Annotated in this window: 18 protein-coding genes; 14 read left to right on the top strand and 4 right to left on the bottom strand. The window is 45.2% G+C overall.

Annotated features, from left to right (window positions below):
• The first annotated feature begins 15 nt into the window (after positions 1–15).
• From wcaK to gndA, 14 genes are all read left to right on the top strand, one after another.
• On the top strand, positions 16–1,278 hold the full coding sequence (gene wcaK, locus VI01_RS11785) for a colanic acid biosynthesis pyruvyl transferase WcaK (protein ID WP_034824781.1): 1,263 nt from the start codon (positions 16–18) through the stop codon (positions 1,276–1,278).
• Between the two features lie 3 nt (positions 1,279–1,281).
• A complete protein-coding gene (locus VI01_RS11780) occupies positions 1,282–2,505 on the top strand; it encodes a glycosyltransferase (protein WP_045815243.1) in 1,224 nt (407 codons plus the stop codon).
• The gene (locus tag VI01_RS11775) at positions 2,502–3,842 is read left to right on the top strand and encodes an MOP flippase family protein (protein WP_045815242.1); all 1,341 of its coding nucleotides are present in this window, start codon (positions 2,502–2,504) and stop codon (positions 3,840–3,842) included. Before VI01_RS11780 ends, VI01_RS11775 begins: the two co-directional genes overlap by 4 nt.
• 487 nt (positions 3,843–4,329) lie before the next feature.
• Positions 4,330–5,223 carry a UTP--glucose-1-phosphate uridylyltransferase GalF gene (gene galF / locus VI01_RS11770; protein WP_045815241.1) on the top strand — a complete coding sequence of 298 codons (894 nt, stop codon included), beginning with the start codon at positions 4,330–4,332 and terminating at the stop codon, positions 5,221–5,223.
• 44 nt (positions 5,224–5,267) lie between these two features.
• Positions 5,268–6,281, top strand: coding sequence for a UDP-glucose 4-epimerase GalE (gene galE / locus VI01_RS11765; protein WP_045815240.1), 1,014 nt, complete (start codon positions 5,268–5,270; stop codon positions 6,279–6,281).
• Positions 6,282–6,711: 430 nt separating this feature from the next.
• On the top strand, positions 6,712–7,791 hold the full coding sequence (gene rfbB, locus VI01_RS11760) for a dTDP-glucose 4,6-dehydratase (protein ID WP_045815239.1): 1,080 nt from the start codon (positions 6,712–6,714) through the stop codon (positions 7,789–7,791).
• Positions 7,791–8,678: a dTDP-4-dehydrorhamnose reductase gene (gene rfbD / locus VI01_RS11755; RefSeq protein ID WP_045815238.1), complete on the top strand. Its 888-nt coding sequence runs from the start codon at positions 7,791–7,793 to the stop codon at positions 8,676–8,678. The genes rfbB and rfbD overlap by 1 nt, the downstream gene beginning before the upstream one ends.
• Before the next feature lie 40 nt (positions 8,679–8,718).
• Positions 8,719–9,600, top strand: a complete 882-nt coding sequence (rfbA, locus tag VI01_RS11750; RefSeq protein WP_045815237.1) for a glucose-1-phosphate thymidylyltransferase RfbA — start codon at positions 8,719–8,721, stop codon at positions 9,598–9,600.
• Positions 9,600–10,148 (top strand): dTDP-4-dehydrorhamnose 3,5-epimerase, encoded by a 549-nt coding sequence (gene rfbC / locus VI01_RS11745; RefSeq protein WP_045815236.1) that lies wholly within the window; start codon positions 9,600–9,602, stop codon positions 10,146–10,148. The genes rfbA and rfbC overlap by 1 nt, the downstream gene beginning before the upstream one ends.
• Positions 10,149–10,197: 49 nt before the next feature.
• Entirely contained in the window at positions 10,198–11,139 is a 942-nt protein-coding gene (locus VI01_RS11740) for a glycosyltransferase family 2 protein (protein ID WP_045815235.1), read from the top strand.
• Between the two features lie 17 nt (positions 11,140–11,156).
• Entirely contained in the window at positions 11,157–12,452 is a 1,296-nt protein-coding gene (locus VI01_RS11735; protein WP_045815234.1) for a rhamnan synthesis F family protein, read from the top strand.
• A complete protein-coding gene (locus VI01_RS11730; protein WP_045815233.1) occupies positions 12,452–13,252 on the top strand; it encodes an ABC transporter permease in 801 nt (266 codons plus the stop codon). The genes VI01_RS11735 and VI01_RS11730 overlap by 1 nt, the downstream gene beginning before the upstream one ends.
• A 4-nt stretch (positions 13,253–13,256) precedes the next feature.
• Positions 13,257–14,030, top strand: coding sequence for an ABC transporter ATP-binding protein (locus VI01_RS11725; RefSeq protein WP_045815232.1), 774 nt, complete (start codon positions 13,257–13,259; stop codon positions 14,028–14,030).
• A gap of 130 nt (positions 14,031–14,160) precedes the next feature.
• Positions 14,161–15,570, top strand: a complete 1,410-nt coding sequence (gene gndA, locus VI01_RS11720; RefSeq protein ID WP_045815231.1) for an NADP-dependent phosphogluconate dehydrogenase — start codon at positions 14,161–14,163, stop codon at positions 15,568–15,570.
• Positions 15,571–16,307: 737 nt separating this feature from the next.
• Here gndA and VI01_RS11715 read toward each other — a convergent pair.
• The 4 genes from VI01_RS11715 to VI01_RS11700 form a co-directional block, all read right to left on the bottom strand.
• The gene (locus tag VI01_RS11715) at positions 16,308–17,405 is read right to left on the bottom strand and encodes a hypothetical protein (protein WP_045815230.1); all 1,098 of its coding nucleotides are present in this window, start codon (positions 17,403–17,405) and stop codon (positions 16,308–16,310) included.
• On the bottom strand, positions 17,402–18,718 hold the full coding sequence (locus VI01_RS11710) for a glycosyltransferase (protein ID WP_045815229.1): 1,317 nt from the start codon (positions 18,716–18,718) through the stop codon (positions 17,402–17,404). Before VI01_RS11710 ends, VI01_RS11715 begins: the two co-directional genes overlap by 4 nt.
• Before the next feature lie 273 nt (positions 18,719–18,991).
• Positions 18,992–20,107, bottom strand: coding sequence for a succinylglutamate desuccinylase/aspartoacylase family protein (locus VI01_RS11705; protein ID WP_045815228.1), 1,116 nt, complete (start codon positions 20,105–20,107; stop codon positions 18,992–18,994).
• A 170-nt stretch (positions 20,108–20,277) separates the two neighbouring features.
• A complete protein-coding gene (locus tag VI01_RS11700; RefSeq protein WP_045815227.1) occupies positions 20,278–21,075 on the bottom strand; it encodes an ABC transporter substrate-binding protein in 798 nt (265 codons plus the stop codon).
• Positions 21,076–21,095 lie beyond the last annotated feature (20 nt).

The following is a 21,095-nucleotide window of genomic DNA, read 5'->3' as shown; positions in this document are numbered from 1 at the left end:
TTTTCTGGAGTGTTTATGAAGATTTTATTGGTGGGAAACCATACCTGTGGAAATCGTGGGGATGGCGCGATTTTACGTGGACTGATCGACTCTTTGCAGTCTGCGCGTGGCGACCTCGATATTGATGTGATCAGTCGTTATCCAACAAGCTCCGGGTACTTATTGCAACAGGATATCCAGCAGGATTCCCTGTTTCTGCATAACAGCAAATCAGCGAAAGGGCTGGTGGGCAGCGTTAAACGTAAAGTGGCCAACCGCCTGATGCCCGAGATCATGATGGCGCATCTGGGCAAGGGTGGCCTGTACAAATCGTTTTCTGTGCCGCCGCATCTGGCGCAGTTCACCAAAAGTCTGGAACAGTATGACGCCATCATTCAGGTGGGCGGTTCGTTCTTCGTCGATCTGTATGGTGTGACGCAGTTTGACCACGCGCTCTGTGCATTGATGGCGAAAAAGCCGCTGCACATGGTCGGTCACTCTGTCGGCCCGTTTGAGAATCCTCGCGTGAATGCGCTGGCCAACTTCGTGTTTGACCGTGTTGATAGCCTGGTGCTGCGTGAAGAAGTTAGCTTTGACCGCCTGAAACAAGACGGCGTCACCACCAGCCGCGTGAAGAAGGGCGTGGATACCGCCTTCCTGGTGAAGGCGCGTGATGTGGAGAACCCGAGCCACAATCTGCTGCACTGGAAAAACATCATCAGCGCGCGTAAAACCATCGCCATCACCGTGCGTGAACTGGCACCGTTCGATAAACGTCTCGGCGTGACGCAGAAAGAGTACGAAGCGGCCTTCGGGAAAGTCATCAATGCGATGATTGCTGAAGGCTATCAGGTGGTGGCTTTCTCTACCTGTACCGGCATCGACAGCTACGCCAAAGACGACCGGATGGTCGCGCTGACGCTGCGCGACCACGTCGAAAATCCCGAGCATTACCATGTCATCATGGACGAGTTCAACGATCTCGAACTCGGCATCCTGCTAAGCCATTGTCACCTGACCATTGGCACCCGCCTGCACTCCGCCATAATTTCCATGAACTTCGGTACCCCAGCCGTGGCCATCAACTATGAGCACAAATCGCTCGGCGTGATGAAGCAGCTTGGACTGCCGCAAATGGCCACCGACGTGCAAAGCCTGATGGATGGCTCGCTGATCGACAAAGTACAAACCGTGCTGGCCGATTACGACAACGTGAAGCGCAAAGTGGATACCGCGGTGGCGCAGGAGCGTGAAATTGGTAACCGCATTACGGCAGAAATTCTCAACGTGCTGGGGTAAGTGATGAAGCTGACCTTTTTCACCATGCGTTTTCCGGTTGCCTCTGAGACATTTGTCCTCAATCAGGTAACGCATTTCATTGATGCAGGCTATGACGTGGAGATTATCTCCGTGTTTCCGGGCGATATGATCAATCGCCACGCCGCGTTCGATGAGTACAATCTGGCGGCGAAAACTCACTATTTACTGCCGGAAGAGAAAGTCTCGAATCTCGATAAGCTGACGCAGCGCATTGGTTTGATGCTGCCGAAAATCGCTAAGCCGGCGTTGATCAAATCACTCAATGTCGGCCGCTACGGCCAGCAGGCGAAAAAGCTGCTGCTGCCGGCGATTGTTGCTAACGCGAAGCAAACCTTCACCGCGGATGTGTTTCTGGTGCACTTTGGTTATGCCGGTGCGCTGGCCAACAAACTGCGTGAGCTCGGCGTGCTGAAAGGCAAGCAGGCAACGGTGTTCCACGGCGCGGATATTTCGCGCCGTCACATTCTCGAAGAGCACAAGCTCGATTACGTCAACCTGTTCAAACAAAGCGAGTTGATGTTGCCCATCAGCCATTTGTGGGAGAACAAGCTGATTGAGATGGGTTGTCCACGCGAGAAGGTGCACGTGACGCGCATGGGCATCGAGCCGGAGAAGTTTAACTTCAGGCCGCGTGAGGCGTTTCATCAGCCGCTGCGAATTGTCTCGGTCGCGCGCTTGACCGAGAAAAAGGGCTTAGACGTGGCGGTAAAAGCCAGTGAAATTCTGCGCAACAACGGTGGGCAGTTCGAGTTCACCATTATCGGCAACGGTGAGCAGGACGGCATGATGCGTGAACACATCGCGCGTGCCGGACTGGAAGCCTTTGTCACTATGCCAGGTTTCAAGCCGCAAGAGGAGATTCGTCAGGCGTTGAACGATGCCGATATCTTCCTGCTGCCGTCCAAAACCGCGGCGGATGGCGATATGGAAGGCATTCCGGTGGCGTTGATGGAAGCGATGGCGGTGGGGCTGCCGGTGGTCTCGACCTATCACAGCGGCATCCCGGAGCTGATTCAGAACAACGTCAGCGGCTGGCTGGTCTCGGAAAACGATGCCGAAGAGTTGGCCGACACGTTGCTGCGTCTGTCACGCGGCGATGTTGATGTCGCGCCGGTAATGGCTGCCGCGCGACACAAAGTGGAAACCGAGTTCAATCAGCACATCGCTTATGGTGAGCTGGCTAAAATTCTGGAGCGCATGGTGTGAGCGGATTAAAAAAACAGGCCGTCTGGCTGTTTGGCAGTACCTGCTTCGCGGCATTGCTGCAGGTGTTACAGCTCAGCGTTCTGGCGCGAAAACTGGAAGCGCATGAGTTAGGTTTACTAGCCATTATCAACGCCATTCTGGCGGTGGCAACGGTGTTGCAGGATATGGGGATGAGCAGCTATATCGTGCATCGCCAGGACATCAACCGCCGCCAGCAGAGTACCATTTATTGGGTCAACGTCTCGCTCAGCTTGTGTACCGGCTTGATTATGCTGGCGATTGCCTTCCCGGTGGCGTGGTTCTATCACCTGCCTGAATTGACAGGGCTGATCATGCTCACCAGCCTCAACTTCCTCGTGCTGGGACATCTGTCGCAGTATCAGGCGCACTATGTGAAATCCAAACGTATGGTGACGCTGGCGAAGATTGAGATGGCGACCAAGCTGTTCGCGTTCATCTGTACCGTGGCGATGCTGTACTTTACCTCGCTCACGGTGGCGGCGGCGATCCTTGGACTGTTCATCAATGCCTTTACGCGCATCCTGTGCATGATCTACTTCGGGGAGAAGTCGTGGCGTCCAACGTGGGAGTTTGAAGGGGCGACCTTCATCAGCGCGGTGCGTTACGGCATTTATCAGCTGGGTTCACAGACCATCAACCAACTGCGTACCCAGGCGGATGCTCTGATTGTGGGTAAAGTGATGGGCGCGGAGATGCTGGGGATCTACTCGCTGGCCAAAGAGTTGATTCTGCAGCCACTGAAACTGGTCTCGCCGGTGATTAACCGTCTGGCGCTGCCGCGTTTCGCCGAGAAGCAGCATGATCCGGAGCAGTTGAAAAATCTGTTCCTGAAAGGCACCTTCGTCATCATGTTGTTCAGCAGCGCGATGTATCTGGCGATTGGCATTCTTTCGCCGGTGATCGTACGCGTGCTATATGGCGCGTCGCATGAGCAGGTTTACCATCTGATTCCACTGATGCTGCTGTTCGGTATGCTGCGTCCGATGGGGGGCTTAACCGGCGCAATTTCCCAGGCGAACGGTAAGACTAACGTCGAGTTCTACTGGAACATCGTCGCCAGTCTGTTGGTAGTAATGGTGTTGGCGACAACCTACATCTGGCCGAACGTGCTGTATGTAGCGCTGACGTTGTCTATCTCGCAGGTGCTGATTTCTGCTTTCGCCCATCCGTTCTTTATCAAGCCGGTGATTGGTATCCGCTTTATGCCGTATGCCCGCCAGTGGGTTTCGGTGTCGGTGGTGTTTGTCGGCCTGATGATGCTGGTGAATCACTTCAACTTGTTTGTGATGCCGGAGTGGTTTGAGGGCTGGCTGTAGGTTTTGCCATTACTACGTGATCTGCGCGGGCATGCACTTGCTGTCTGCACAGATCCGTAACGGCGACATGCATGGCGTAATGGCGCTCAATTAAGCCAGGGAGTGCGTATTCAACCCGGTTCTCCCTCAATGCGCACCGAACAATGTAGGGTCGCCATTTATGGCGACCAAAACGCACTCAACTGACAAGCATTACGCCATTTATGGCGCAGTCTACCCGCACGCACCACGATAAAATCCCGCTGAACTCATTCTGTAAACCACTGGTCTTAACCTCTGCCACTTTTCCATAGACCTCCCACTGTTTTTCAGCGGTTTAGCGCCCCCATTTTGCTTCGTTCAGGCGAAGCGGCAGCCCGCCATTTTGGCGATTTTTGATGTGGTGACAGAGAGTTAGTGCCGGATTTTCAGATAAAGATTATACTTGCTGCACCGGCCGATCCTGCATAATCGACCCCACGTATTCACTTCATGAAATGGAATAAATATGACCAAGCTTAAAGCAGTAATCCCGGTTGCGGGTCTCGGTATGCATATGCTCCCTGCAACGAAAGCCATCCCGAAAGAGATGCTGCCTATCGTCGACAAACCAATGATTCAATACATCGTTGACGAGTGTGTAGCGGCGGGCATCAAGGAGATTGTGCTGGTCACCCATGCTTCCAAAAATGCAGTGGAAAACCACTTCGACACCACTTATGAGCTGGAAGCGCTGCTTGAAGCGCGCGTAAAACGTCAGCTGCTGAGCGAAGTGCAATCAATCTGTCCTCCTGGCGTAACCATTATGAACGTGCGTCAGGCGAACCCGTTGGGCCTCGGCCACTCAGTGCTGTGTGCACGTCCAATGATCGGTGATAACCCGTTCGTGGTGGTACTGCCAGACGTGCTGCTGGATGACTCAACCGCTGACCACCTGCGCTACAACCTCGCCGCAATGGTCGCACGCTTCGAAGAAACCGGGCACTCACAGGTACTGGCGAAACACATGCCGGGTGAAGACCTGACCGAATACGGTGTTCTGACCACCGAAGCGCCAATTGATAACCCAGGTGACATCAGCACCATCACCAACATCATTGAAAAGCCAGAAGCGGGCCAGCTGGATTCAGACCTGACTGCGGTTGGTCGTTATGTGCTCTCTGCGGATATCTGGCAAGAGCTGGAAAATACCGAGCCAGGCGCTTGGGGTCGTATCCAGCTGACCGATGCCATCGCCTCACTCAGCAAGAAAAAACCGGTAGATGCACAACTGCTGACCGGTACCAGCTACGACTGTGGTAAAAAAATGGGCTACATGCAGGCCTTCGTTTCTTACGGTCTGCGTAACAACGCGCAGGGTCGTGATTTCCGCGAAGCTATCCAGAAAATCCTGGCGAAATAATCCATTCTCATGCCGCGCCGCTTGCGCGGTTTAAAGGAGTACACATGGCTATTTTGGTAACGGGTGGAGCAGGGTACATCGGCTCCCATACGGTGCTGGCGCTGTTAGAGCGCGGCGACGACGTTGTGGTCCTGGATAACCTTTGCAATGCTTCACGCGAAGCTGTCAATCGCGTGGAGAAGCTATCTGGCAAGAAAGCGGTGTTTGTTGAAGGTGACATCCGCGATCGCGCTTGCCTGCGTGACTTGTTTGCGACCAACGACATCTCTGCAGTGATTCACTTCGCGGCGTTGAAAGCCGTAGGTGAATCGACCCGCATGCCGCTGGAATACTACGAGAACAACGTGGCGGGTACTGTGGTGCTGCTGGAAGAGATGCGCGCTGCAGGCGTGTGGAACTTCATTTTCAGCTCTTCAGCGACCGTATACGGCGCCGATGCACCGGTTCCTTATGTGGAAACCACGCCAATCGGTGGCACCACCAGCCCGTACGGCACCTCTAAGCTGATGATCGAATTCGTGATGCGCGACTTCGCCAAAGCAGACCCGAATTTCAAAGCCATCGCGCTGCGCTACTTTAACCCGGTTGGCGCGCATGAGTCTGGCGAGATCGGTGAAGACCCAACCGGTATTCCTAACAACCTGCTGCCATATATCGCGCAGGTGGCGATTGGTCGCCTGGAGAAGCTGGGCGTGTTTGGTGATGACTACGACACGCCAGACGGCACCGCACAGCGCGACTACATCCACGTGGTGGATTTGGCCGAAGGCCACCTGAAGGCGCTGGATCATCTGCCGAAAGTCACCGGTTACAAGGCGTATAATCTTGGCGGTGGGGTAGGGTTCTCGGTGCTGGAAATGATTAAGGCGTTCGAGAAGGCTTCTGGTAAGGCGATTCTGTTTGAGTTTAAGCCGCGTCGTGATGGCGATCTGCCGGCGTTCTGGGCGGATGCAAGTCTGGCGAATACCGAGTTGGACTGGCGGGTAACGCGTGGGATTGACGCGATGATGCGTGATACGTGGAACTGGCAGAGTAAGAACCCGGATGGGTTTAAGTAATCCAATAAAGGCGGACATGATGTCCGCTTTTTTTCGCCCGGTTTAACGTCCCCCTGCTTTTCGCCACTTTCACACTGCATAAGAAAAGTCTGATATAGTCGATTCCCTAATAAATTGATCGCACAATTGGTTAATTATTGAGCCTTTACTTGATGCCAAAGCCATTTCGTTCGTGTTCACACGACCACGGTGTTAAAATTCAAGTTCCGAAATAATCAATTCTTTCTGATGAACTCTATAGAATTAAGATTATTTCAAGCAGATAGTGCTCAGTTTGATTTAATCGCACTATGCTTAAAGATCGCTTTTACACACATCAGCATGTTGGGAGCTGCAACCCAAGGGCGGTAGCTTTGTCCATTGCTAATGTGGGGTGTTTATTTCTCCTCTGACCGGGATACGGTCGCAATGTCAGGAACAGTCCAACGTCATGAAGATTTTAATTACTGGTGGTGCAGGTTTTATCGGCTCAGCTGTGGTCCGTCATGTTATCAATGACACCAGTGATGAGGTGATTAACGTCGATAAACTGACCTATGCAGGCAACCTCGAATCGCTTAAAACGGTCAGTGATAATTCCCGTTACACCTTCTGTCATGTCGACATTTGCGACGGCATTGCTTTGTCTAAAGTCTTCGAAGAGCACCAGCCGGATGCGGTTATGCATCTCGCTGCAGAGAGCCATGTGGATCGATCCATTACCGGGCCTGCTGAATTTGTCCAGACTAACGTTGTTGGCACCTACGCCTTGTTAGAAGCCAGCCGTCAGTACTGGATGACATTGCCTGAAGATCGTAAAAGCGCATTCCGTTTCCATCATATCTCTACTGATGAAGTGTATGGTGACTTGCCACATCCGGATGAAATGGAAGGCGAGCTTCCAATGTTCACCGAGTCAACGCCTTATGCGCCAAGCAGCCCTTATTCTTCAACCAAAGCCGCAAGTGACCACCTGGTTCGCGCCTGGGGACGTACCTACGGTTTGCCCGTGGTAGTGACCAACTGTTCCAACAACTACGGCCCGTATCATTTCCCGGAAAAACTCATTCCTCTCATCATCAGCAATGCATTGGAAGGTAAACCTTTGCCTATTTATGGTAAAGGCGACCAGATTCGCGACTGGTTGTATGTCGAAGATCACGCACGTGCGCTGTATACCGTTGTGACGAAGGCTAAAACCGGTACCACCTATAATATCGGTGGCCATAATGAGAAGCAGAATCTCGAAGTGGTTCACAAAGTTTGTGAATTGCTGGACGAATTGCGTCCGAAAGATACGCCGTATGCTCAACAAATCACTTATGTTGCTGACCGCCCGGGCCATGACCGCCGTTATGCCATCGATGCAGCAAAAATTGAGCAAGATTTAGGATGGACCCCGCAGGAAAGTTTCGAAACGGGTCTACGCAAAACCGTCCAGTGGTATCTCGACAACCATGAATGGGTTGAGCACGTCAAAAGTGGTGCCTATCAAAATTGGATTGAGCAAAATTACGAGAAACGTAGCTAATGAAAATTTTGTTATTGGGTAAAAATGGTCAGGTGGGTTGGGAGCTCCAACGCGCACTGGCACCATTGGGTGAAGTGATCGCGTTAGACCGCCATTCAGTGGAATATTGCGGTGACTTAACGCATCCAGAAGGAATCGCGAAATCCGTTCGCGATATCCAGCCTGATGTCATCGTGAACGCTGCTGCTTATACCGCCGTGGATAAAGCTGAAAGCGATATACAGAATGCCGAGTTGATCAATGCCGCCAGTGTTGCAGCGCTGGCGATTGCAGCGCGTGATGTGAACGCTTTACTGGTTCATTATTCAACCGACTACGTCTTTGATGGCAGCGGCGAGCGCCCGTGGAGTGAAGACGATGTGACTTCGCCACTCAACGCGTATGGCAAAACCAAGCGCCAGGGAGAAGAAGCGATTGTAGCGCATGCTCCCAACTATCTTATCTTCCGCACTAGCTGGGTGTACGCGGCCAAAGGGAATAACTTTGCCAAAACGATGATACGCCTGGCGCAGGAGCGTGAGAGTCTTGCCGTCATCAACGATCAATTCGGCGCACCAACGGGGGCAGAATTGATCGCGGATTGCACCGCACACGCCATCAGAATCACATTGGCTGAACCCGAAAAACGCGGTATCTATAACCTGATTGCTTCAGGGGTAACGACCTGGCATGCCTATGCAGATTTTGTGATTGCGCATGTGCGTGATAAAGGCTTGCCGATTAAAGCTACAGCCATCAATACTGTTGATACCACGGCTTTTCCGACACCGGCAAAACGCCCACTAAATTCCAGACTGAACACCAGTAAATTCACGACTGCATTTAATCTCACCCTCCCTGAATGGAAGGTTGGGGTTGTTCGCATGTTAGATGAAATCTATCACTGAGTGATCATAGAGTCAGATAAACAAATTGAAGGATAACGTTGTGACGAGTAAAAAAGGAATCATTCTTGCTGGCGGTTCAGGAACACGCCTCTATCCAGTAACGATGGCAGTCAGTAAGCAGTTATTACCCATTTATGATAAGCCAATGATTTACTATCCGCTTAGCACTCTGATGTTGGCGGGAATTCGCGATATCCTGATTATCAGCACACCGCAAGATACGCCACGTTTTGAAAGCCTGCTTGGTGATGGTTCTCAGTGGGGTCTAACGATTCAATATAAAGTCCAGGAAAGCCCGGATGGTTTAGCTCAAGCCTTTATTCTGGGTGAAGAGTTTATCGGCGATGATAACTGCGCATTGATTCTCGGCGACAATATCTTCTATGGTCACGATCTCCATAAGCAGCTTGAAGAGGCCTCTAATAAAAAAGAGGGCGCAACGGTATTTGCTTACCATGTGCATGATCCTGAGCGTTATGGTGTGGTTGAATTCGATAAAACCGGGAAAGCGATTTCTCTGGTTGAAAAACCCTCTGAGCCGAAAAGCAACTATGCAGTGACCGGCCTTTATTTCTATGACAATAGCGTTGTAGAACTGGCGAAGAACCTCAAGCCCTCTCCCCGTGGTGAGCTGGAAATTACCGATATCAACAATCTTTACCTTGAGAAGGGCAAACTTTCTGTCTCTATCATGGGGCGTGGACATGCGTGGCTTGATACCGGAACGCATCAGAGCTTGATGGAAGCGAATAACTTTATTCAGACGATTGAGACCCGCCAGGGACTGAAAGTGGCCTGCCCAGAAGAGATCTCTTATCGCATGGGCTTTATTGATGCAGAAAAGTTGAAAGAACTCGCGCAGCCTCTGCTGAAAAATGATTATGGCAAATATTTGATGGCGTTATACAACGGAAAATTATAATGAAGATTATTGATACTGAAATTCCTGACGTCAAAATAATTGAGCCATCGGTGTTCGGCGACGAGCGCGGTTTCTTTATGGAAACCTGGCAGCAAAAGAAATTTGAAGAGCAAGTTTCTCCTCGTACTTTTGTGCAGGACAACCATTCAAAGTCTTCCAAAGGCATTCTGCGTGGATTGCACTATCAGACTGCAAACACCCAAGGTAAGCTCGTACGCGTTGTCGCTGGCGAAGTCTTCGATGTGGCGGTTGATATGAGAAAGTCATCGCCTACTTTTGGACAATGGGTAGGTGTGTACCTCTCAGCTGAAAATAAACGCCAGTTATGGGTGCCTGAAGGATTCGCTCATGGTTTTTATGTGACGTCTGAAAGTGCTGAGTTTGTCTATAAATGTACCGATTATTATAATCCTCAGCATGAGCACTCATTACTATGGAATGATGCAGATTTAGGTATTAACTGGCCGATCTCTGAAGGTGATAGTCCTGCTCTTTCCGCGAAAGATAAAGTGGGAACACCATTATCACAAGCAGTAACCTTTGATTGATTCCTAAAACTAAGGATGAGGATGTTACTCATCCTTTTTTATATAGCTAATGATGATGAGCGATAAAGGAACAATAAGTATCCTAATGGGTACTTATAATGGCGAGAAATATATAGAGCAGCAATTACAGTCAATTGCTGACCAGACTTATAAAAATTGGGCCCTGATTGTTTCGGATGATGGTTCAACAGATCGTACATGTGAACTGGTTGAAGAATTTTCCCATCGATGTCTCAACAACAAAGTGATTTTGCTCAAAGGACCTGGAAGAGGTTTTGCAGCAAATTTCTTTAGTTTACTTAATCGTGACGATATTGACTCTGATTTTTATGCTTTCTGCGATCAAGATGATATTTGGAATGAAAACAAACTTGAAGTTGCCGTAAATCAGCTAGCTTCTGAAGTAAATTCATTTAACAAGTATAGACTTTACGGTTCTCGCACTAAGTTAATTGACTCTAACGAGAATTGTATTGGGTTTTCACCCTGTTTCTTAAAAGCATTTCATTTCAAAAATGCGCTATTACAGAGTTATGCGGGTGGTAACACCATGGTTTTCAATCGGGAGCTAAAAGCGATTTTTGAAACACTCCCAGCAGATTTGCAAATTGTTTCTCACGATTGGATTATGTATATCGTTTGTAGCGCTATGAATGGAACAGTAATTTATGATCATCAGCCCTATATACTTTACCGACAACATGATCAAAATCTAGTCGGTAGTAATACTGGAATAATGTCCAAAGTCACGCGCTTTAATCGACTTTTTGCTGGTGAGTTTAAATCCTGGAGCAAAATTAACTGCATGACACTTGAGTGCATTAAAGAGAAGATGCCACCAGAAAATAAACTAGACTATGAGAGGTTTAATGCTCTGAGTAGTGGTCTGTTGACCAGAGTTGTCAATTTTATGACTGGCGGATTTTATCGGCAGAGTTTTATTGAGACATGCGCTTTCTTCATTATGAATGTCTTTAGAAAATTAGTTTAACCATCGACGGTGCAAAAATGAAACGTATTATTTTTATGATTATCAGATTTTTTCTGAAAATTGTAATCTATTTATATTATGGTGTCCTGTCCATTCGCGATGACATCAAAACAAAAAAGTATGTTGAAGTAAAAATTAAAAATGACTTTACCGGTGGTAAGGTTATGCTTCTTGCTCTCTATGAGAAATCATCTCTTCGAAATGATACCTTAGAGTTAATTAAAGAAGCAAAACGGAACAATGTATTCGTCGTTGCAGTAAATACGCTACGGCTTGAAGAGCATAATTATCCATTAGACCTAGTGGATGTATATATAGAGCGTGATAACTACGGCCGAGACTTTGGTAGTTACAAAGCAGGTATGAAGTATTTCTTTGATAAGGGCTTTCAGGATAAGTGTGAACGTCTACTAATTATCAACGATAGCGTATTCTTTTCAAAACGTGGTCTTCCTGAGTTCGTCCACAATCTCTTCAACACTGATGTTGAAGTGATGGGTGCTACTGAAAATAGCCAGCATTCCCATCATTTGGGATCATTTTGTATCTCGGTTGCGGGTAAAATTGTACGTAACGTCAAATTTAAAAACTTCTGGTTTAATTATAAAGCTTCTAATGTAAGACCTTTAGTAATCAAGCGTGGAGAATTTGGCTTAAGCAGATTGCTTAAATCTCTAGTAAGCTCTGAACAAAGCTTTAAATCATTGTTTAACATTTCATTTATGGAAAGGAAATTAAGCAATGACAAGGCATTATATGAAAGCTATTACTATTATAGACGAGAAGGTGAGAGTTCCTGGAGAAATAGATCGATTACCGGATTAATAGCTGGTGATGAAGTTCTTTCTTCATATTACAATAAATATATTCTGGCAAATAAACGAGCTAAAAGTCTTGCTTTTGCTAGTAATGACTTAAGCAAGTACCATGCTATTGAGCATGAATATAGTAAGTTAGAATCTAGCAAGGTAGATTATTTAGAAGCTGTTAATTTTTTTAAAAGTTATGCTCATAAAGAAGGGGAGTTAAACGCTCAATTTAAGCAAAGATTGATTTCTTTGTATCTGGATGAGTTTACTTTAGGTTCGCAAATCCACATAAACTGCCTTGCTTTGCACCATGTAGGGCTTCCAATTATAAAGTTGGATCTTATGTTCCGATGTGTATGCAACATGAATGATATTATCAAGTTAAGAGACCAACTTGAAGAATCACAAAAAGAAGAGTTTATGACGCTTATCTTGGCGCGTCTGTGTGGCGATAAGTTCTTGGTCGGATTGAATCGACTGGCGTACCAATTTGGAATCTTGTAATGGCTAATAAAATGAAGTCTGTGGGGTGGGACGACTTCACTTCCGCATTAAGAAATTTTCATGTTGTGAAAGTGATGGGTGGACAAGACATCCGCATGCGATACAAGCGGTCAAAGATGGGTCCTTTTTGGATTACCATCAGCATGGCTGTGATGATTACTACTATGGGATTAGTGTTTGGTAATCTTTTCAAAACTAATGTTAAGGAGTTTTTGCCTTATCTCACCTTAGGCCTCATTACATGGACATTTATTCAAAGTTGCATTTCTGAAGGGTGTGATGCGCTTATTTCTTCTGAGGGTATCATTAAACAGTTACCTGTGCCATTACATGTTCATGTCATGCGTGTGATTTGGAAAAACTTCCTTATATTCTTGCACAATATTGTTATCTTCCCTTTGGTTCTGCTTGCGGTCCAGAAGAATGTAAGTTGGACGGTTATTCTGGCTATACCCGGATTTTTACTACTTGCATTGAACTTGACTTGGGTGTTAATGATTCTTTCAATGATTTGTGCCCGTTTCCGCGATATGACACAAATTGTACTGAGTATCATGCAAGTGATTTTCTATTTAACACCCATCATCTGGATGCCTAAACTGCTTTCACATAGTTCAGCAGCCATGCTTCTAAATTTTAACCCACTTTACCATCTAATTGATTTGGTGCGAGGCCCGTTATTGGGTGAAATGCCGATGGCAAGCAGCTACATTATTGCTACTGTTATGGCAATAGTCGGGTTGTCATTGTCGATTGCAATGACCAGTAGATATAAATACCGCGTTCCTTATTGGGTTTAATATTATGGCTATTATCAAGTTTGAAAATGTTGGCATTGATTTCCCAATATTCAACGCACAGGCAAGATCAATTAAAAAGAATTTCATTAACTTTGCTACTGGTGGAAAAGTAGGCCAGCATGATGGAAAAGTCGTCGTTTCTGCACTCAATAATCTTAATTTTGAGATTAAAGATGGCGAGCGTGTCGGGTTGATCGGGCATAACGGTGCAGGTAAAACTACCTTGCTTCGTATGTTTAGTAAGGTTTACCACCCAACAAGTGGTACTGCTCAAATTGAAGGTGACATCGGCTCATTAATTTCTATTTCATTGGGCATTAACCAGGAATTCACCGGTAGAGAAAATATCTATATTCGCGGTGCTCTTTTGGGTCTTAAAAAGAAAGAGATTGATGCTCGAATCGAAGAAATTATCGACTTCACGGACCTGGGCGATTTTATTGATATGCCGGTGCGTACCTATTCTTCAGGTATGCAAATGCGCTTAGGCTTTAGCGTAAGTACCATTTTTACACCCGAAATTTTGTTAATGGATGAGTGGTTATCTGTTGGCGATGAAGGGTTTAAAGAAAAAGCTGAAACGCGCTTAACCAATATTATTAATGCAACCAAGATATTGATTCTGGCTAGTCATAGTAATGAATTGTTAAGAAAGACCTGCACTAGAATTCTTTGGCTTGAACATGGCACAGTGAAAATGGATGGCTCGCCCGAAGAGGTACTGCCGCTGTATTTCAAATCGAAGATTCAAAGAGGCGATTTGTTAACCGACGCGTAATCATCCACTTTTATTGTGTGTTTAAGCATCGCACCATTCACTACCTATAGTGATGGCAGATGAGTTAACATATTTGCCACTTTAATCACAAATCAATGTTTGTGATGGTAACTTCAGACAGGAGTAGATAATGTCCAAGCAACAAATCGGTGTTGTCGGTATGGCAGTCATGGGCCGTAACTTGGCTCTAAACATTGAGAGCCGCGGCTACACAGTGTCTATCTTCAACCGTTCACGTGAGAAGACTGATGAAGTCATCGCTGATAGTCAGGGTAAGAAACTGGCCCCTTTCTACACCGTTGAAGAGTTCGTTGAATCCCTCGAAAAACCGCGCCGTATTCTGCTGATGGTGCAGGCTGGCGAGGCTACTGATAAGACTATCGCTTCTCTGACTCCGCATTTGGACAAGGGTGACATCCTGATTGATGGTGGCAACACCTTCTACAAGGACACTATCCGTCGTAACAAAGAATTGTCTGATCAAGGTTTCAACTTTATCGGTACTGGTGTTTCCGGTGGCGAAGAGGGTGCATTAAAAGGCCCTTCAATTATGCCTGGTGGCCAGAAGGAAGCATACGAACTTGTTGCGCCTATTCTGGATAAGATTGCTGCTCGTGCTGAAGATGGCGAGGCGTGCGTTGCTTATATCGGTCCAAACGGTGCAGGCCACTATGTGAAGATGGTGCACAATGGCATCGAATATGGTGACATGCAGCTGATCGCAGAGGCCTATGCTCTGTTAAAAGGCGCTTTGGGTCTGGACAATGAAGAACTCGCTAAGACCTTCACTGACTGGAACAACGGTGAGCTAAGCAGCTACCTGATCGACATCACTAAAGATATCTTCACTAAGAAAGATGAGGAAGGTAAATATCTGGTTGATGTGATTCTTGACGAAGCGGCAAACAAAGGCACTGGTAAGTGGACGAGCCAGAGCTCGTTGGATCTGGGTGAACCTCTGTCACTGATTACAGAATCAGTATTTGCTCGTTACCTTTCTTCTCTCAAGTCACAGCGTGTTGCGGCTTCTAAAGTGCTGAGCGGCCCTCAGGCGAAAGCGTTTACTGGTGACAAAGCTGAATTTGTTGAGAAAGTACGTCGTGCATTGTATCTGGGCAAAATCGTCTCTTATGCGCAGGGCTTCTCACAACTGCGTGCTGCCTCAGAAGAAAACAATTGGGATCTGCAATACGGCGAGATTGCTAAAATCTTCCGTGCAGGCTGTATCATCCGCGCACAGTTCCTGCAGAAAATTACCGATGCTTATGCCAAAGATGCAAATATCGCTAACTTACTGCTTGACCCATACTTCAAGAATATCGCGGATGAATACCAGCAAGCGCTGCGTGATGTCGTTTCATACGCGATTCAGAACGGTATCCCAACACCTACCTTCTCTGCTGCAATCGCTTACTACGATAGCTATCGTACAGAAGTTCTACCAGCGAACTTGATTCAGGCTCAACGCGATTACTTCGGTGCGCATACTTATAAGCGTATTGACAAAGAAGGTGTATTTCACACTGAGTGGTTAGAATAATAAACTTGCTCTTAAATTTTTAAAAATCTATGTTTTATCCATATAAACGTCAGGTGCGAAGCATCTGGCGTTTTTTATTATGTATAATTTAATTTTATATAATTTTTAACTCTCATTCACCCTACTTTCAATCTTAAAAAGACATTCAACATATTTGTTTTTATTTTAATTCATCTGGTAATTTCACTTTTATTATGTTTGATGGCTTATAATTAATCGATGATGTATTTGAATAAAATAAATACATCAAGGGCTGAGGTTTAGAGGTATTTTTGTATCAATAATTTTTTCAAGATTTTATAAATTATATTTTTAAGGTGATTGTGTGTGGTAAAAATGTTATTTTATAGATTTGACTTGGATGTATTTCAACTAAGGTACTAAAGTTAAAAAAAACTTCCATAAATATTTTCGCATGATAGTTGAATCGGATGAGTAAACTAGATTTTAATTTTTAGACTTAATTGGTATTAGTATGACTAGCATTTTAAATTGGTGTAAATAAACTATTTGCATATTAAAGTCTTGCTTATATTAGATTGCTTAAAAAAAATTTTAAACTAAAAGGGTAACAATAAATCCCTGTAATTATATTTAATGACGTCGATTCTTTGAAGAATAATAAAGAGCTAAAGTGTAAATGTATCATTTTATTAATTATTATATCGAAATCCTATGGTTTTTAGCAAGCCATAGTTTGGAAAAAAGCCTCATAATGAGGCGAGATAGAACAGACACTAGCAAGAAAAAAATGAAGTTATAAATTGATATTTGAAGTTATTTTCAATATGAATTTCTTCGGATATCAAATTGTCATAGTGCTCTGAATTGAAATCTTTTAGTAAACCAGTTCTCAAATAGCTTGCGTTAGGTGTAATTTCTTTATGAGAATTAAATATGCTTTTCTGTGATAAAATATTCATTAATTTTTGAGTGCCAATACATGTGAATATATTGACTCTTTTATCGAAAATTTCATAATCGAGCAGGCACGTACTTATAGTAGAGATTGCATAATCGCAGTGTGGAATCAAATCGTTCGCACCGTCTAAATCATGAAAATAAATGTCATTATTTCTCCCATATATGAAAATGTTTTCAGGTCGGTATTTTAACGCGCCTGCACTGAACCCTTCACTACTAAGTTCAGCCGGGTGAGGACACCAAATGAAAAATTCATGAGGGTTTTTCTTTGCGTATTGAAATACTTCTGTGTAGAAGCGTCTTTTGTCACTATGTGAATATAAATACCAATTTGTATTGGATGTTATTAAAGTGAACTTTGGTAAGTGTCTTTCATTCAGTGCGTGCCGTTTAACAGTCCTAGGATACCCAAAGCCACAATTTCCAAACCAAACTAATTTCCTATCGGAAATAGAGGGTAGTGCACTACCAATCCCTAGAAATTGAGATTGGATACTAATTAGTTTTGAATCGTCAGATATGTTTATTCCGGTTTGAAACATTCCATGTGGAATTTCTATAACAGGTATTCTTACTTTTAAGCATGTAGATAAAATTTCATTAAAGATCTTTGGTAGCGATGGTATAACATACCCTACAAACACAATTAGTTTATCAATGCTTGGGAGCAGTCCAGCTATTGATACTTTGTCAAATATAAATTTAACTTTAGTATTGGGATTCTTTTCGATATAGTCCTTCGCTATTAGTTGATAATTTTCTGCAAATATGTAACTTTGAAGTTTGCTCTCTTCAGTTATTATTAAAGCAAGTTCAAAGTGAGATTGGTTAATAGGTAAGTATAGTAAGCGAACTCGGGATTTTTCATGACTTTCTGCAGTATAGATTCCATTAATTACTTGCTCATTCATATGCTGTATCCTTTTAAAGCAGAGTCATATGCTGCTAATGAAGTTGTGAGGATTTCATTTGGGTTGCAGAATAAATGTAAAAGGGTGTTTAACCATTCCTCTTCAGTACTACACAACCACCCATTTTCATATGTATTTATACACTCAGAATATTCTTTCACTGATGAAGCGATTACTGCTACACCCTGAGAGGCTGATTCAATAAATTTGATATTTGATTTCGCATCATTGAATTTATTATTTTCTAAAGGAACTAAAACAATATCATGTTCTCTGATGATGTTAAGCATTTCTTCAAATTCTTTAAGACGAATAACATTGCATTCTAATCCAAAGTGAGAGAATATGTGTTTTTGATCGGACACTGCACCTAATAGTGTTAAACTGAATAAATTTGGATGTTGTTGAGAAAGTTTAATTAGGGGGCCGCTTATTAAACTGTAATCTTTAAAGTGTGTGTTCGAACCAGAAAGGTATAAAACTTTTATTTTATCTTCGATTTTTTTAGCTAAAACACGTTCTCTTGAAATGAAATACTCTTTTGGTAGCTTGTTCTTACAGATGCTAATGTCGTCCACTATATTTGAAAGTGAATCGGCAATTACTTGCGTAGAGCATGTTATTCCATCGGCACTTAACAAAATTGAAGAGTCTTTGATAAGTTCATTATGCGTATCATCAAAATTCGAAATGCCAGATCTTACAGCGCCAATGAGATGTGTGAATTCAGGTAATAATAAATCATCGTAATCAATAATCACTTTTACATTGAGTTTTTTGCAGATATTTATTAAGTAATTTATTTTTTTATCTTGGTGTTTAGGGCGAATAAAAGTGATTTCTTTTGCTTTGAATATTGCGAGCAAAATTTCTATTATCGAATTTTCTTGATCTAAAAGAATTGACTTTTTATTATTTTTTTCTTTAAAAGTTATTCTGTATTTAAAAATTGCGTTGCTCCTTGGTGCTTCCAAATAAAAAACAGACTCTCCATTTTTTAATTTTTCTGTATTTGGTATGTTTTTGAAGTCTGGTTCAAATAATTCACGACTCTCTTTATAGCCATATGTGAAATAATGATCTATTGCTGATATGTTGGCAAGCCTGATGTCATCATAAAAATCCAAATATTTTTCTTCATTAATCAATATTGAAATGATGTATTTTCGAGATAAGTCTGATCTGAGGGTTGTGAGGGTGGTTAATAAGTTCCCAGGTTGGTCTCTATCTAATTTGCATGCGTTTTTTTCGACTTCCTTATTGTGATCTTTCGAAAAGTACTTTTCTAATCTGAGTTTAATCTTTTTATTCATGTTATTCCCTATGTTACCCTTCAGTTTTTAAATGACTTATGATTTCAAATTTCTTGCGGATTTTAAAGGTATTTTAAATAATAATTCAAAAATATGCCGATTCGCGTTACAGATTTGAACTTAACTTACTAATTTCTTTAGCTTATTAATATTATTGAGTGATTGTTTTAAAATAACAGCTATCCTGTTGATTCGGAATTTATAATGACCTCACTCTACATCTTAATTGGTTTGTGAATCTAGTGGAAAGATAATGATTTATATTATTTTTCTTTAAACCACCAACAACTCACCCTCTCTACCCGCATTTTCCCCCGCAAGTCTCACCACCAGCATTCCCGCCGTAGCAAACTTCATCAGGTTCCTCGCGTACAGCACCCCACCAAACTCCACCACCAGCGGCGTGACCTGGTCGGTAATCGGGTCAACAATCTCAGCCACCACTTCGCCTGGCTTTATCCACTCACCCAACTCACGGCGATTCAACAGCAATCCAGAATGCGGTGCATGGATATACTCACAACCTGCCAGCGGTGTCGCAGGATTGATCAGGGCAGGGGACTCACCTGTTTCACCCGCGATATAGCCGCCTTCAATCAACGCATTAATTATCGCATCTGCATCCTTCTCCGCCTGTAGCGGCGACACATCAGCAACCCCACGTAACTCCAGCGTCACTGGCAACAAACCACGAGGCATCGGATACTCGCCACCAAATCGCTCAGCCAGTGTCAGCCACGGTTCACAGCAGGCCTCATCAAAGGGTTCACCACCGGAGATTTGCGCCAGCAGTTGCACTTCACTGCCTAACCAACGCGCTAATGGTTCGATATCCTGCCATGCGTGCGGCGTGGTATACAGATGCGGCAATGCGTCCCAGTCGCAGTGCAGATCAATCATCAAATCTGCCTGGCTGGCCATACGCATTAGCGTGAAGCGCTGCGCATCCAGTTCGGTTCGAGCAATGCGATCGCGATAGTGGCGATCAATGGCATCACGGATCAGCCGTTTGTTCTCATATTCGCTTTGTGTCAACGAACCGGCCAACTCTTCAGCCAGGGTATCGCCTAACGCCGGGAAACGGCGATTGAAATCCTGACCTGAAAGCGTATGGAATCGACCCAAATGGCTGCCGTGCCAGTGCTGACCCATCGCCAGCGGATTTGCCACCGGCACCAGCGTAATTTTGGATTTAAGCTGCCCGGCAGATTCCAGCGCCAGCAGCTTGTGTTTCAGATACCACGCCACCGCCATACCCGGCAGTTCATCACCGTGCAGTGCCGCCTGAATGTAGACGCGTTGCTGGGAATCGGTACCGAAATGAAAGCTGACGATTTCGCGCTGTGTACCGAGGGAAGCACTTAACAAGGGATGATGTTGTTGTTGCATGGCGCGGTCGATGTCCTGTATCTACGGCACACTGAACGTCGTGCCTGATTAATTTTATTGACTGGAATTATAGTGCTGCTGTGAAAATGAGCGGGTATGAAGCCGCTAAATTTGCGCTCGCTCATGTTAGCAGCGCGAACAGGGCGGCCTGAAGACCGCCCCTGCATTGATTAATGCTGGATCGAGATGTCAGTGGCGAAGTACTTCTTCTGGATCTTGTCAAAAGTGCCGTTTTTCTTGATTTCAGCAAAGGCGTTATCAAGGGCTGTTTTCAGCTCTTCATCGCCTTTACGCAGACCAATCGCCGTACCTGGACCGATAATCGGATCTTCCACAATCGGGCCAGCCAGCTCGAAATCTTTGCCTTGCGGATGTTTCAGGAAGCCGTTAGCTGCCTGTGCTGCATCGGTGAACACCACATCCAGACGGCCAGAAATCAAATCACTTTCCACCTGCGCCTGATCGCCGTAAGGCACCACATTCACGCCATGTGGCTGCCATTTTGCCAGCGCATAACGTTCCTGCACGGTTCCCTGCTCAACGCCAACCGTTTTGCCTTTTAGAGATTCAGCCGTTGGCAGCAGGCCGGAGCCTTTGCGCGCAATCAGCTGGGTGTGCGTATCGTAGAGCGGTACGGTGAAGTCAATCTGCTTCAGGCGCTCTTCAGTGATACCCATATCTGAAAGAATGGCGTCGAACTTACGCGCCTTCAACGCAGGGATCATGCCGTCAAACTGGCTCTCAACCCAGACGCATTTGGTTTTCATCCGCTCGCACAGCGCATTGCCAAGGTCGATATCAAAACCAACCAGCTTGCCTTGTGGTGTTTTGGATTCAAAAGGAGGGTAGGTTGGGTCTACAGCAAAACGTACCTGTTCAATCTTTGCCTGTGCGCCAAATGCGCAACCTGCCAGCACGGCCAGCGCCAGCGTCTGACGCAGGCGGGCAGTAAAACGAGAACTTGCCATAATAACGGTCTTCTTTTTTC

This window comes from Pantoea sp. SM3, assembly GCF_000963995.1.
Lineage (GTDB): Bacteria > Pseudomonadota > Gammaproteobacteria > Enterobacterales > Enterobacteriaceae > Pantoea > Pantoea rwandensis_B.
Note: the sequence above shows the minus strand (reverse complement) of the source record. Positions and strands in the feature narration are given on the sequence as shown.